Source organism: Microbacterium sp. NPDC058342 (assembly GCF_042723935.1).
GTDB lineage: Bacteria > Actinomycetota > Actinomycetes > Actinomycetales > Microbacteriaceae > Microbacterium.
Genome location: NZ_JBHXID010000001.1, coordinates 831,624 through 845,102, shown reverse-complemented (window position 1 = coordinate 845,102; position 13,479 = coordinate 831,624). Strand labels below are relative to the sequence as shown.

The 13,479-nt window shown below is 70.4% G+C and carries 13 protein-coding genes; 3 read left to right on the top strand and 10 right to left on the bottom strand.

All coding sequences use genetic code 11. From position 1 onward, the window contains the following. Positions 1-39: 39 nt before the first annotated feature. From purH to ACFWHT_RS03755, 3 genes are read right to left on the bottom strand one after another with little or no spacing between them, the layout of a single operon-like run. On the bottom strand, positions 40-1,647 hold the full coding sequence (purH, locus tag ACFWHT_RS03765; RefSeq protein ID WP_378825601.1) for a bifunctional phosphoribosylaminoimidazolecarboxamide formyltransferase/IMP cyclohydrolase: 1,608 nt from the start codon (positions 1,645-1,647) through the stop codon (positions 40-42). A gap of 31 nt (positions 1,648-1,678) precedes the next feature. After that, on the bottom strand, positions 1,679-2,254 hold the full coding sequence (purN, locus tag ACFWHT_RS03760) for a phosphoribosylglycinamide formyltransferase (protein ID WP_378825599.1): 576 nt from the start codon (positions 2,252-2,254) through the stop codon (positions 1,679-1,681). Between the two features lie 4 nt (positions 2,255-2,258). Further along, positions 2,259-3,539: a DUF6350 family protein gene (locus ACFWHT_RS03755; RefSeq protein ID WP_378825597.1), complete on the bottom strand. Its 1,281-nt coding sequence runs from the start codon at positions 3,537-3,539 to the stop codon at positions 2,259-2,261. A gap of 93 nt (positions 3,540-3,632) precedes the next feature. Between ACFWHT_RS03755 and ACFWHT_RS03750 the strand changes: the two genes are divergently transcribed. Further along, entirely contained in the window at positions 3,633-5,105 is a 1,473-nt protein-coding gene (locus ACFWHT_RS03750; protein ID WP_378825596.1) for an NCS2 family permease, read from the top strand. Between the two features lie 55 nt (positions 5,106-5,160). Here the strand turns inward: ACFWHT_RS03750 and ACFWHT_RS03745 are convergent, their stop codons facing one another. The 5 genes from ACFWHT_RS03745 to sucC form a co-directional block, all read right to left on the bottom strand. After that, positions 5,161-6,402, bottom strand: coding sequence for a Dyp-type peroxidase (locus ACFWHT_RS03745; protein ID WP_378825594.1), 1,242 nt, complete (start codon positions 6,400-6,402; stop codon positions 5,161-5,163). After that, positions 6,402-6,935 (bottom strand): copper chaperone PCu(A)C, encoded by a 534-nt coding sequence (locus ACFWHT_RS03740; RefSeq protein WP_378825592.1) that lies wholly within the window; start codon positions 6,933-6,935, stop codon positions 6,402-6,404. Before ACFWHT_RS03740 ends, ACFWHT_RS03745 begins: the two co-directional genes overlap by 1 nt. A 128-nt stretch (positions 6,936-7,063) precedes the next feature. After that, positions 7,064-7,669, bottom strand: coding sequence for a hypothetical protein (locus ACFWHT_RS03735; protein ID WP_378825590.1), 606 nt, complete (start codon positions 7,667-7,669; stop codon positions 7,064-7,066). A gap of 113 nt (positions 7,670-7,782) precedes the next feature. Then, complete coding sequence (gene sucD, locus ACFWHT_RS03730; RefSeq protein WP_378825589.1) at positions 7,783-8,685, bottom strand: succinate--CoA ligase subunit alpha; 903 nt, start codon at positions 8,683-8,685, stop codon at positions 7,783-7,785. A 28-nt stretch (positions 8,686-8,713) separates the two neighbouring features. Then, positions 8,714-9,880 carry an ADP-forming succinate--CoA ligase subunit beta gene (gene sucC, locus ACFWHT_RS03725; RefSeq protein ID WP_378825587.1) on the bottom strand — a complete coding sequence of 389 codons (1,167 nt, stop codon included), beginning with the start codon at positions 9,878-9,880 and terminating at the stop codon, positions 8,714-8,716. A 130-nt stretch (positions 9,881-10,010) separates the two neighbouring features. On the opposite strand from sucC, the gene ACFWHT_RS03720 reads away from it, so the two are divergent. Next, positions 10,011-10,670: a TetR/AcrR family transcriptional regulator gene (locus tag ACFWHT_RS03720; RefSeq protein WP_378825586.1), complete on the top strand. Its 660-nt coding sequence runs from the start codon at positions 10,011-10,013 to the stop codon at positions 10,668-10,670. Between the two features lie 71 nt (positions 10,671-10,741). Here ACFWHT_RS03720 and ACFWHT_RS03715 read toward each other — a convergent pair whose 3' ends face one another. Then, the gene (locus tag ACFWHT_RS03715; protein WP_378825584.1) at positions 10,742-11,233 is read right to left on the bottom strand and encodes a hypothetical protein; all 492 of its coding nucleotides are present in this window, start codon (positions 11,231-11,233) and stop codon (positions 10,742-10,744) included. A gap of 119 nt (positions 11,234-11,352) precedes the next feature. On the opposite strand from ACFWHT_RS03715, the gene ACFWHT_RS03710 reads away from it, so the two are divergent. Next, a complete protein-coding gene (locus ACFWHT_RS03710; protein ID WP_378827879.1) occupies positions 11,353-12,366 on the top strand; it encodes an ATP-dependent DNA ligase in 1,014 nt (337 codons plus the stop codon). 6 nt (positions 12,367-12,372) lie between these two features. Here ACFWHT_RS03710 and ligD read toward each other — a convergent pair whose 3' ends face one another. Continuing rightward, on the bottom strand, positions 12,373-13,434 hold the full coding sequence (ligD, locus tag ACFWHT_RS03705; RefSeq protein ID WP_378825582.1) for a non-homologous end-joining DNA ligase: 1,062 nt from the start codon (positions 13,432-13,434) through the stop codon (positions 12,373-12,375). Positions 13,435-13,479 lie beyond the last annotated feature (45 nt).

Sequence of the window (13,479 nt, the reverse complement as noted above, 5' to 3'; positions counted from 1 at the left end):
CGAGGCAGCGCGAAGCGATGCCTCGAGTGGCGCGTGGGGTCAGTGGAAGAAGTGGCGCTCTCCGGTGAAGAACATGGTCACGCCGGCCTTGCGGGCCGCGTCGATGACCTCGCTGTCGCGCACCGATCCGCCGGGCTGCACGATCGCCGAGATGCCGGCGTCGAGCAGCACCTGCGGGCCGTCGGCGAACGGGAAGAAGGCGTCGGATGCCGCCACCGACCCGGCGGCGCGGGCGCCGGCGCGCTCCACCGCGAGACGACAGGAGTCCACCCGGTTCACCTGTCCCATGCCGACGCCCACCGTCGCGTTGCCCTTGGCCAGCACGATCGCGTTCGACTTGACCGCGCGGCACGCCTTCCACGCGAAGATGAGGTTCTCCATCTCGGCGTCGTCGGGCCGCTCACCCGAGACGAGCTCCCAGTCCTTCGCCACCGAGACGATGTCGTCGGGGAAGCGGTCCGCGTCCTGCAGCAGCAGTCCGCCCGACACCAGGCGCACGTCCATGCGCTCCTGCTGCCAGTCCTCGGGCAGCTTCAGCAGACGCAGGTTCTTCTTCGTCTTGAACACCTCGAGGGCGGCCGGCTCGAAATCCGGCGCGACGATGACCTCGGTGAAGATGTCCTTGAGGTTCTCGGCCATCTTCAGGGTGACCGTGCCGTTGGCGGCGATCACGCCGCCGTAGGCCGACACCGGGTCGCACTCGTGCGCGCGCAGGTGGGCGCTGGCGATCGGATCGAGGGCGTTCGGCGCGGTGGTCGCGATGCCGCAGGGGTTGGCGTGCTTGATGATCGCGACCGCCGGCAGCACCATGTCGTAGGCGGCGCGCAGGGCGGCGTCGGCGTCGACGTAGTTGTTGTACGACATCTCCTTGCCCTGCAGCTGCGTGGCCTGTGCGATGCCGTGGCCGCCGGCGCGGGTGTAGATCGCCGCACGCTGGTGGGAGTTCTCGCCGTAGCGGAGGGTGGCGAGGCGCTCGGCCTTGATGGTGAGGTGAGCGGGCAGGTCGCCGTGCTCGGCGAGGGTGCCCTCGGCGAACCACTGCGCGACCGCCGTGTCGTAGGTCGCCGTGTGCGAGAACGCCCTCGCGGCCAGTTCGCGGCGCTGCACGAGCGTGGTCCCCCCGGCCGCGACCGACTCGACGATCGCGGGGTACGACTCCGGCGAGACGACGATCGCGACGTTGGCATGGTTCTTGGCCGCGGCGCGCACCATGGCCGGTCCGCCGATGTCGATCTGCTCGACGATCGCATCCGGCTCGGCGCCCGATGCCACGGTCTCCACGAACGGGTACAGGTTCACGACGACGAGCTCGAAGGGCTCGATGTCCAGCTCGGTCAGCTGGCGCTCGTGGTCCTCGAGCCGCAGGTCGGCGAGCAGGCCTCCGTGCACCTTCGGGTGCAGGGTCTTGACGCGACCGTCGAGCATCTCGGCCACCCCGGTGACGGCGGCGACGTCGGTGACCTCGTGGCCCGCGTCGCGGATGGTCTGTGCGGTCGAGCCGGTCGAGACGATCTGCACCCCGGCATCCGCGAGGGCGGCGGCGAGCTCGAGCAGACCCGTCTTGTCGCTCACCGATACCAGCGCGCGCCGGATCGGCACGAGATCGCGGTGGCGGTACAGCGAGGGATCGAGGCTGGGGCCGGCCATGAGGATGCTCCTTCGTTCGGGCGGAGGGGGGTCAGAGGGTGAGCTCGCCGGTGGCGATGCGCTGCACGACGTCGATGAGAAGACGTCGCTCGACGGGCTTGATGCGGTCGTGCAGCGTGGATTCCGTGTCTCCGGGGAGCACGGGGATGCGCTCCTGGGCGAGCACGGGGCCGCTGTCGATGCCGTCGTCGACGACGATGACGCTCGCCCCGGTCCGGCTGACGCCCGCCGCGAGCGCATCGCGCACGCCGTGCGCCCCGGGGAACTCGGGGAGGTACGCCGGGTGGGTGTTCACGATGCGCGGCGCGTAGCGCGCCACCACGGCGGCGGGGAGCAGGCGCATCAGGCCGCTCAGGACGATGAGGTCGGGGTTCCACGCATCGAGCTGCTCGACCAGCTCCTGGCCCCACGCCTCGCGACTGGGAAACGCGGTGTACGGGACGGTGAAGGCGGGGATGCCGAACTCCTCGGCGTGCGCGAGCCCATCCGCGTCGCGGTCGGCGCCCACGGCGATCACGCGCGCGGGGAATCCGGGGTGGCTGGCGGCCTCGAGCAGGGCCCGAAGGTTCGAGCCGGTACCGGAGATGAGAACGACGAGCGTCAGCACCCGGTCAGTCTACCGGGGCGGTGACAGCCGTTTCGTCGCCCTGCATCGCCTCGCGCCACCGGTCGGTGCGCTCCTCGGCGAGCTCGTCGCGATGCCGCGGAGCGAGCAGCAGGATCGCGCAGCCGATGAGCACCTCGACGCCGACGGCCAGCGCGAACGGCCCGATCGCGGGGCCGGTCTCGGCGAGGCGTCCCGGGCCGATCGAGCCGGATGCGAGCAGGCCGGCGAGCGCTGTGACGCCCGCGGAGACGATGGCGATGCCCCCGGCGATCCCCGCGCGCACGCCGAGGCCGTTCCCCGTGCCCTCCCAGACCAGCCGGGAGCGGACCATCCATCCGGCCAGGGCACCGCAGGCGATGGGCACGAGCACCGACACGAGCATCCACATCGACGAGTTCTCGGGAACGAGGCCGAGCACGGGGATCCCGGGGATCACACCGAGCTGCGTGCCCGCCGGCGACACCGCGGTGCCCGCCCCCACGGCGAATCCAGGGCCGGCGAGCCAGCTGGCCGACCAGATGATCAGCGTGGGCAGGTACAGCAGGTGCGCGAGGGTGAGCATGGCCGCTCCCAGCGCGTCGACGCGCGCCGCCTCGAACAGCGCGACGACCTCGCCGCCGCGCAGCAGCGTCATCACAGTCACTCCGAGGGCCGCGGCGCCGGCGAGCGCGACGATCACGACCGTCGCGCCCCGCAGCACCTCCGCCGGCAGCGGCGCCCAGTCCTCCCAGCCGTCGACGAGATCGTGGACGCGGTCGACGACGCCGCCGTCGCCCTCCGACCAGGCATGCCGCACGGCGCCGATCAGCAGCCCGGCGACGTAGACCGAGGCGGGGATGAGGATCGCCGCCCACTGCGGCGCGATCAGGACGTCCGATCGCGCGGTCAGTCCCACCAGAGCGCTGATCAGGGCGAACGCCACGGCGCCGGAGGCCGCTCCGGAGATCCACGCGCCGGCGACGGCTGCGCGGCGCCCGGAGCGCAGCGCGAAGATCAGGGTGAACAGCAGCAGCGCCAGCGGCGGCACCGAGATCGCGAAGGCCGCCGCCTCCTGCGCGATGCCGAGGCCGGAGAGCACGTCATCCGGCAGCACGACCTGCAGCGGGACCCCGTGCCCGAACTGCCAGAGGGCGCCGCTGGTCGGCCACAGCGCACCCCAGTCCGCGCCCACGCCGAACGCGAGCACCCACAGCAGGGTGAGGGGCGCCAGCACGGTCGCCAGACCCACCGCTGCCGCGATGGCGGCGTCGAGGGCGGCGAGGAGCACGACGATGACACGTTGCATGACGATCCGAGCCTACGTCGCCGGGCCGACGGTGCCCCGCCGGGCACGCGAGAAACGCGGGCGACACGATAGATTCTCTCCGGAGGTCCCCCGATGACAACTGCCCCTGCCCGCCCGGAAGCCGAACCGCGCAACGCGCTCGACCGCTACTTCGAGATCACGAAGCGAGGATCGAGTTTCGGCGCCGAGATCCGCGGCGGACTCGTCACCTTCGTGACGATGGCGTACATCGTGATCCTCAACCCGATCATCCTCTCCGGCAAGCCGGACGTCGCCGGCGACTCGCTCGATTTCGGCGCTGTCGGCGCGGCTACGGCGCTCACCGCCGGCGTGATGACGATCCTGTTCGGTCTGGTCAGCCGACTGCCCTTCGGCTTCGCCGCAGGCCTGGGCATCAACGCCTTCGTCGCCTTCAGCGTCGTCGGCCAGGTGACCTGGCCCGAGGCGATGGCGCTCGTGATGATCAACGGCGTGCTGATCGTGCTGCTCGCGGCCACCGGCCTGCGCAAGGCGATCTTCGACGCGGTGCCGTTCCAGCTCAAGATCGCGATCACGGTCGGCATCGGCCTGTTCATCGCCTTCATCGGCTTCGTCAACTCCGGCTTCGTGACGGCGACGGGCTCCTCCTCGCCACCGGTGGGTCTGGGCGTGAACGGCTCGGTCGCGACGGTGCCCACCCTGCTGTTCGTGATCACCCTGATCGTGACGGGGATCCTGGTCGCTCTGCGGGTCAAGGGCGGGATGCTCATCGGCCTCGTCTTCGGCACCGTGCTCGCCGTGGTCGTCGAGGCCATCTGGAAGATCGGACCGCGCACGCTCGACGCCGAGGGCAACGTCGTCAACCCCGGCGGCTGGGGCCTGACCGTGCCCGCGCTGAACGGCTCCCCCGTGAGCCTGCCCGATCTGAGCCTGCTCGGTCAGGTCGACTTCGCGTTCGACTTCGGCAGGGTCGGCGCTGTCGCCGTGGTGATGATCGTCTTCACCCTGCTCTTCACGAACTTCTTCGACGCCATGGGCACCATGACGGGTCTCGCCAAGGAGGCTGACCTCGCCGACGAGAAGGGCGACTTCCCGCGCATCAAGTCGGCGCTGATCGTCGAGGGCGTCGGCGCTGTCGCGGGTGGAGCGACCTCCTCGTCATCGAGCACGGTGTTCATCGAGTCGGGCGCCGGCATCGGCGAGGGCGCGCGCACCGGTTTCGCCAACCTCATCACCGGCGGCGTGTTCCTCCTCGCGATGTTCCTGACGCCACTGACCTCGATCGTCCCGACCGAGATCGCCGCCGCGGCCCTGATCATCGTCGGCGCGATGATGATGGCGCAGATCCGATTCATCGACTTCGCGGACTTCCGCGTGCTCCTGCCGGTGTTCCTGACCGTCACCGTCATGCCGCTGACCTACTCGATCGCCAACGGCATCGGCGCGGGCTTCGTCAGCTGGGTGATCATCCACGCGCTCTCGGGGCAGTCCAAGCGCATCAGCCCGCTGCTGTGGGCGGTCGGCATCGGCTTCCTCATCTTCTTCGCCCGCGGGCCGATCGAGCTGCTCTTCGGCGCCAGTCTCTGAGTCGGTGACGAGAGGGGCCGGATGCCCGCATCCGGCCCCTCTCGCGTGCCACGGATCAGCCTTCCAGGAGGGTCTCCCCGACGTAGCCGCCTTCGTGACATCCCGGCGGGATCGCGAACACCGCGCTTCCGACCGGCGTCGTCCAGACGTTCAGGAGATCGGCCTTCGCCAGGCGCTCCTGTATCGGAACGTACTGCCGCCCGATGTCCGCCTGGAACGAGATGAAGATCAGGCCGGAATCCGACACCTCTCCACCGCCTGCGGGCGGCAGGTCGTAGTTGTACGCCCTGCGGAAGATCTGCGTCCCCGGATCGTCGCCCCGCGCCCGCCGGATGTGCGCGATGTCGTCGATCACGGGGAATCCGAGCGGACCCTTCGCGTCGAAGTCCGGCTCATCGTGCTCGCGGCCGCCGGTCAGCGGCGCCCCGTCGCCGAGCCGCCGCCCGATCGCGAACTCCCGACCGTCCCGATCCAGCTCGTCCCAGGTGTCCACCTTCATCTCGATGCGGCGCACGACCATGCCGGTGCCTCCGGCGAGCCAGCCCTCGTCGCACCACACGACACGCTCGAACCGGCTCGTGCCCGGCCGTGGATTCGCCGTCCCGTCCACCTGTCCGAACAGGTTCCGCATCGTGGTTCCCGGTGCGACCGTGCCGTGCGCGTAGCGGAAGCCCTGCTGCGTCCAGCGGACGGCGGCGAAGCTGCGGGTGTCCTTCAGCAGCATCCGCACGGCGTGCGCCACGGTCAGCGGATCGTCGGCGCCCACCTGGATCATCAGATCGCCGCCGGTGTACTGCGGCCGCAGCCTGTCGATCGAGAACGACGGCAGCGGTGCGAGCCACCCGGGTGCCTCACCGCCGGCGCGCGCGACCAGCCCGGGGCCGAATCCGAAGGTCACGGTGAGGTGGGCCGGACGCGTCGCGAGCTCGGGTTCCGAGTCCGCGAGGGCCGGCACGCCCGCGGTGAGACGCGCGGCGTCGTCCGTGAGCAGTCGCATGAGGCGGCGCAGCGCGTCGCGATCGACGTCCGGATGCAGATCGAGGCCGATGAGCGAGGCGTGCGCCTGGGCATCCGTCTCGACCCCCGCCTGATGGGCGCCGTAGAACGGCACCACGCCGTCGCCCCGCAGCGGCGGGGGCGGCGCGGTGGGAGCGGCACCCGCGTGCGCGATCAGGCGCTCACCGCCGAGCGCCGCCGCCGCGCCGGCACCCGCCGCGACCCCGCCCAGCAGCAGCTGACGCCGGGTGGCCCCGCGACGCGATGCGAGTGTCTCCGACCCCGTGCGGTCCACGACCATCACTCGTCTCCGTCCATGTCCATGTCCTGCCCCGAGTACTCCTCGTTCGCGCCCGAGTAGTCCTTGACCGGGGCGGTGAAGGACATCGTGGAGTCATCCGAGAAGGTGAGGGTGAAGGAGACCTCCTCCCCGGCCCGCAGCGGCGCGGTGAGGCCCATCATCATGAGATGGTTCCCCCCGGGCTCGAGGGCGAGGTCACCGTCGGCCGGAATCGCGAAACCGCCGTCGATCTCGCGCATGACCATGGCCCCGGCATCGTTCGCGACGGTTTCGTGCAGCTCCATCGTCTTCGCCGAGTCGGTGCGCGCCGAGACCACGGTGACGTCTTCGCCGGTCGGGTTGCCGAGGACGCCGAATGCGGCGGTCATCCCGTCGGGCGCCGCCTTCACCCAGGCGTCCGTGATCGTGGTGGATTCGCCCGCGCTCCGGGCCGGCGTGGAGGCCGGGGCGTCGACGGCCGGCGCGCAGCCGGTCAGCAGGAGCAGTGCGGCGATGGATGCGGCGAGAGCGCCGCGGCGGTTGCTGATGGTCATGAGAAGTACTGCCTTTCGAGTTCGCGAGAATCACCGCGCGGGCGCGCGGCGGCGCACGACCGCCTCTATGGCGCGTGCGATGGCCCGTCGTGCACGGGCAGCGCCGGGCCCTGCGCGGAGACGGCGCCTCAGAGACTCGAGGTGAGCGGCGGGCCCCGTCGGACGATCGGACGCAGCGCGCGGACGCCGGGGTCCACGCGCACTCGGTCGGACGCGACCGCGAACGTCCGCCTCGGGACGGGGGCGAGGCGGAAGGTCGCCGGCCGGAGAAGAAGGGTCCTCGCCCAGGCGACGATCCGCCCGGACAGCCGGAGCAGTTCGGACAGCAGCAGCTCGCCGCGATGCAGCAGCGCAGTGGTGAGCGCGGCGGCGAGCACATGCCCGATCCACATCCCCGCATCCGGGAACACCGCTCCGAGAGGGTCTCCCGCGGGCAGCACGGCGGGCGGACCGTGCACGTGGCCGAGCACGCCGACGGGGGTGATCGCCCCGAGGACGAAGAGCAGATGGAACAGGAGCTGACTCGTCATCACCGCGAGCGCGAGACGAAGAAGCGACAGCCGCCGCCCGGCGAGCAGCACGCTGACCGTGATCGACAGCACCAGCGGGACGGCGATACCGATCCAGCCCGGCATCGCACCGCCGGCGGCGACGTGCGACAGCAACGCGATGAAGGTGGCGACCGTGGCCGATGAGAAGCCGCGCAGCAGGTGCGGGAGTCTCGACGGGCGCATCATCCCATCCTGCCACCGCAGAGCCGCGCCGCCCACCACGCAGACGTGCCGCCCGGTCCGGACATGACGAAGGCCCCGGGGTGGAGCCCGGGGCCTTCGTCTGACAGCTTAGCTCAGAGTGCTTCCACGATGGCGCGCATCAGGTCGGCGGTCTCGGACGGCGTCTTGCCGACCTTGACGCCGGCGGCCTCGAGAGCCTCCTTCTTCGCCTGCGCGGTTCCGGCCGATCCCGAGACGATGGCGCCGGCGTGGCCCATGGTCTTGCCCTCGGGCGCGGTGAAGCCGGCCACGTAGCCGACGACCGGCTTGGTCACGTTCGCCTTGATGTAGTCGGCCGCGCGCTCCTCGGCGTCGCCGCCGATCTCACCGATCATGACGATGGCCTTGGTCTCGGGGTCGGCCTCGAACGCGGCGAGCGCGTCGATGTGCGTCGTGCCGATGACCGGGTCTCCGCCGATGCCGATGGCGGTCGAGAAGCCCAGATTGCGCAGCTCGAACATCATCTGGTAGGTCAGGGTGCCCGACTTCGACACGAGACCGATCGGCCCCTTGCCGGTGATGTTGGCCGGGGTGATGCCGACCAGCGCCTCGCCGGGAGTGATGACGCCGGGGCAGTTCGGCCCGATGATGCGGGTCTTGTTGCCCTTCTCGGTGGCGTAGGCCCACGCCTCGGCGCTGTCGCCGACCGGCACGCCCTCGGTGATCACGACGAGCAGCGGGATCTCGGCGTCGATGGCCTCGACCATGGCGTCCTTGGTGAAGGCGCCGGGAACGAACGCGATCGAGACGTCGGCACCGGTCTTCTCCATGGCCTCGGCCACGGAGCCGAAGACGGGAAGCTCGACGGCGTTGCCGTCCTTGTCGGTGTGCGAGACCGTCGTGCCGGCCTTGCGTGCGTTGACGCCGCCCACGACGTTCGTGCCGGCCTTGAGCATCAGCGCGGTGTGCTTGGTGCCCTCACCGCCGGTGATGCCCTGGACGATGACCTTGGAGTCCTTGTTGATGAAGATCGACATGTCTGTGATTCCTTCTGTCTCGACCCGGTCAGGCGTTGGCCAGCTCGGCGGCCTTGTCGGCGCCCTCGTCCATGGTGGCTGCCAGTGTGACGAGCGGGTGGTTCGCCGCGGCGAGGATCGCGCGCCCCTCCTCGACCTGGTTGCCGTCCAGGCGGACGACCAGCGGCTTGGTGGCGGCAGATCCGAGGATCTCGAGCGCCTTGACGATGCCCTCCGCGACGGCCACGCAGGATGTGATGCCGCCGAAGACGTTGACGAACACGCTCTTGACCTGCTCGTCGCCGAGGATGACGTCGAGCCCGGAGGCCATGACCTGCGCGTTGGCGCCGCCGCCGATGTCGAGGAAGTTGGCCGGCTTCACCCCGCCGTGGTTCTCACCCGCGTAGGCGACGACATCGAGGGTCGACATGACCAGTCCCGCCCCATTGCCGATGATGCCCACCTGGCCGTCGAGCTTGACGTAGTTGAGCCCGGACTCCTTGGCCTTCGCCTCGAGCGGGTCGGCTGCGTCCTTGTCGGCGAGCGCCTCGTGCTCGGGGTGACGGATCTCGGAGGCGTTCTCGTCGAGCGTGACCTTGCCGTCGAGGGCGATGATCTCGCCGTCCTCGGTGCGCACCAGCGGGTTGACCTCGACGAGGGTGGCGTCCTCGCCCTTGTAGACCTCGTAGAGCTTGACGAACACGTCCGAGACCTTCTCGATCAGGTCCTCGGGAAAGTTCGCCTGCCGGGCGATCTCGACGGCCTTGGCCTTGTCGATGCCGGTGAGCGGGTTCACCTCGACGCGGGCGAGCGCCTCGGGCTTCTCGACCGCGAGCTGCTCGATCTCCATGCCGCCCTCGACCGAGCACAGGCTCAGGTACGAGCGGTTGGCGCGGTCGAGCAGCACCGAGAAGTAGAACTCCTCGGCGATGCGGGCGCCCGCCGCGACCATCACGCGCTTGACGACGTGGCCCTTGATGTCGAGTCCGAGGATCGCCTTCGCCGCCTCGTACGCCTCATCGGGGGTCTTCGCGACCTTGACACCGCCGGCCTTGCCGCGGCCGCCGGTCTTGACCTGCGCCTTCACGACGACCACGCCGCCGAGCTTCTCGGCCGCTGCCTTCACCTCCTCGGGGGTGTCGGCGACGATGCCGGCGAGAACCGGCACTCCGTAGGATTCGAAAAGGTCTCGTGCCTGGTACTCGTAAAGATCCACGTGCAGTCCTTCGCTGGTTGCGGCGGGTGGGACGCGACAGTTCTGTCGGGTGTCGAGCAGAGTCGACCCGATCTGAAATCCTACTACCGTCGGAGACACCGCCCGAACCGCCGCGGCTAGGCTTCACCCTATGCAGCAACCGACTCAGCTCCGCACCGGCGTCGTCGCGGCAGCACTCGAGCTGTTCGCCCGCCAAGGCTTCGAGGCCACCTCCGTGGAGCAGATCGCCAAGGCGGCGGGAGTCTCGCGCTCGACCTTCTTCCGTCAGTTCGGCGGGAAGGAGGATGTCGTCTTCATCGACCACGAGGCGCTCATCGAAGAGCTCCGGGCTTTCCTGGACGAGCCGCACGACGATCCGTGGTCCGCCGTGTGCGAGGCATCCGAACGCGTCTTCTCCCACTTCGCACGCGACCCCGAGCTCGCCCGCCGTCGCTATGAGATCGTGCGTCAGGTGCCGGTGCTGCGAGATCGCGAGATCGTGACGGTCTTCCGCTACGAACGGCTGTTCGACGAGTACCTTCGCGGTGCGCTGCCCGGTCTCGCTCCGATCGACGCGGTCGGGTTCTCCGCCCTGGTGACCGCCGTGCACAATCACGTGCTGCGCCAGCTGCTGCGCGGCGCGCGCGTACCCGTGTCGACGCTGCGCACCGCGCTGGACGACGTCCTGCGCCGGTACGGCGTGCTGCCGGACGGTGCGGATGCCGCGCCCGACGACCTGGTCGTCGCGGTGTTCCCGCGCTCGATGCCGGCCGCGGAGATCTCCCGGCGCATGCAGGCGCAGCTGTCCTGACCCCGCCGGCGCGGGCCTGACCCCGCCGGCGCGGTCCTGACCCCGCGGAGCGGTCCGGGCGACGCGCGAGGTCAGTCGCAGCCACAGCCGCCGGAGGGTGTCCTCACCATGAAGCACACGTCGCACACGCCGTAGTCGCGCTCCTCCCGCGGCGTCGCCTTCGGAGGGCGCGTCTCGGCCTTCGGGCGCGGCGTCGCACGGGTCCCGGGGGCGCGCCGGCCGGCCTGGGGCGCCGACGGCAGCGTGCTGGGGTGGTTCACGTAGAAGTAGGGCGCGCGTCCTTCACTGGGCAGGAGCGGGAGGGCCCGGCCGCCGACGACGATCTGCTCGTCCTCGGCGAATCCGTTCGTGTAGGTGCGGCCGATGTGCAGTGCGGCGCCGTCGCGGCGCAGTGCCTCGATGTAGCGGCCGCGGTCGATGAAGCTGATGATGCCGACGGCGTCGACGATCGCGCCGATGAACTCGTGGTTCTCGACGGGGATGCGGTGCGCGCGGAGCGCTTCGGCGAGGGATCGGTAGGGGCGGGAGGTTCCAGCGGGGGTCGGCCCCTGTACTTCTTTCATCACCCTCGATTCTCTCACCCCGAACCCCGTCCCGGCCCCACGGCGTCGGGCGATGGGAGAGGGTTGCGCAGACGGGGCGGGCGGGAGGTAATGGGACTGTGTACTCCATCCCTGCGCCGATGCTCGCGAAGGCGGCGGCGTCCGTTCCGGACGATGCGAACAAGCCGATGCTGTACGAACCGAAGTGGGACGGATTCCGCGGGCTCGTCGCGTGGGACGGCGAGACGGTCGAGATCGGGTCGCGGGGCGCGAAGCCGCTGACCCGCTACTTCCCCGAGCTGGTCGAGCAGCTGCCCGCGATCCTCCCCGGGCCCTGCCTGCTGGACGGCGAGATCGTCGTCTCGACGGGGCCCGCGGGCGCGCAGCGGCTGGACTGGGAGGCGCTCAGCCAGCGCATCCACCCCGCTGCCTCACGGGTGGCGAAGCTCGCCGCCGAGACCCCGGCGATGTTCATCGCGTTCGACCTGCTCGCCGACGGCGATGAGGATCTGCAGCGGCATCCGTTCCGCGAACGCCGCGCGCGCCTGGAGCGCATGCTGAGCGGAGCACGGCATCCGCTGCACCTGACCCGCACGACCGACGATCCCGACCTCGCACGACGCTGGCTCGCCGAGTTCGAGGGCGCGGGGCTGGACGGTGTCGTCGCCAAACCGCTGGATGATGCGTACGCGCCGGACAAGCGCGCACTGATCAAGATCAAGCACGCCCGTACGGCGGACGTCGTCGCCCTCGGCTACCGCGTGCACAAGAGCGGTTCCGGCGTCGGATCGCTGCTGGTCGGACTGTACGACGACGGCGGGGTGCTGCGTCAGGTCGGCGGCGTGGCGGCGTGGACGGATGCCATGCGGCGCCGTCTCGTCGACGAGCTGGCACCGCTCGTGGAGCGCGACGAGTCCGGTGCGGCCGTGACGGGCGAGGGCGAGCGCTCGCGCTTCTCCGGCGCGAAGGACGTCTCGTTCGTGCGGCTGCGTCCCGAGCGCGTGCTCGAGGTGCGCTACGACCAGCTCGAGGGGATGCGGTTCCGGCACACCGTGCAGTTCGATCGCTGGCGGCCGGATCGGGATGCCCGCTCCTGCACCTACGCGCAACTGGAGACGGTCGCCGGTTACGACCTGGCTGACGTGCTGGACTGAGAGCGGTCAGTCCTCGATCGGGTTCCCGTTCTCGTCCCAGTTCGCCGCCACCTTCTTGCTGGGCTGCACGCGAGGCGGCTCGCCCGGCATCTTCGGGAACTCGGGCGGGAAGGACAGTTCGCCGAGTCCGTTGTCGACGTCTCGTTCCCACCACTCGAGCAGCGTGTCGATGCGCCCCGGTGCGCGCTGCAGCTCTGCCCACGGGTCGCCGATCTCGGCGAGACGGGCGGGGATGCTGCGCACGGTGAACCGCTTCGGGTCGACGTCGTCGAGCTCGTCCCAGTGGATCGGCGTCGACACCGGAGCCCCGGGGATCGCGCGCGGGCTGTACGCGCCTGCCATGGTGCGGTCGCGGTTCGCCTGGTTGAAGTCGACGAAGATCCGCTCCCCGCGCTCCTCCTTCCACCAGTTCATGGTCACCCGGTCGGGCATCCGACGCTCGAGTTCGCGGCCGGCGGCGATGACCGCGTGCCGCACGGTGAGGAACTCCCACTCGGGGACGATCGGGCAGAACACGTGAAGTCCGCGGTTGCCGCTGGTCTTGATGAACACCTCCAGCCCCGCCTCGCGCAGCACGGCTCGCAACTCGTGCGCGGCGACGACGGCCTCGGCGATACCGGTGCCCGGCTGCGGGTCGAGGTCGATGCGCAGCTCGACGGGGTTGTCCGTATCGGCCGCGAGCGAGGCCCACGGGTGGAAGACGACGGTGTTCATCTGCACCGCCCAGACGATCGCACTCGCGCGGTTGAGCACGATCTGCGGATGGCTGCGGCCGCTGTTGTACGTGACCTCCACGGCATCCACGAAGTCCGGCGTGCCCTTGGGCGGGTTCTTCGAGAAGAACTGCTCGCCCGCGATGCCGTCGCGGAACCTCTCCAGCGACACCGGGCGATGGCCGTTCGCGGCGAGGAACGGCGCCGACACCTGCTGCACGTAGTCGGCGTACTCCGCCTTGGTGATGCCGTCCGCGCCCTCGACCGGCCAGATGACCTTGTTCGGGCTCGACAGCGCGACGGTCTGCTCACCGTCGGAATCGGTCACGGTCAGGGTCACGCGCGCAGAGGCCATGCGACCGACCCTAGGCGGTCACGCCCCTCGGCGACAGTGCCGAGC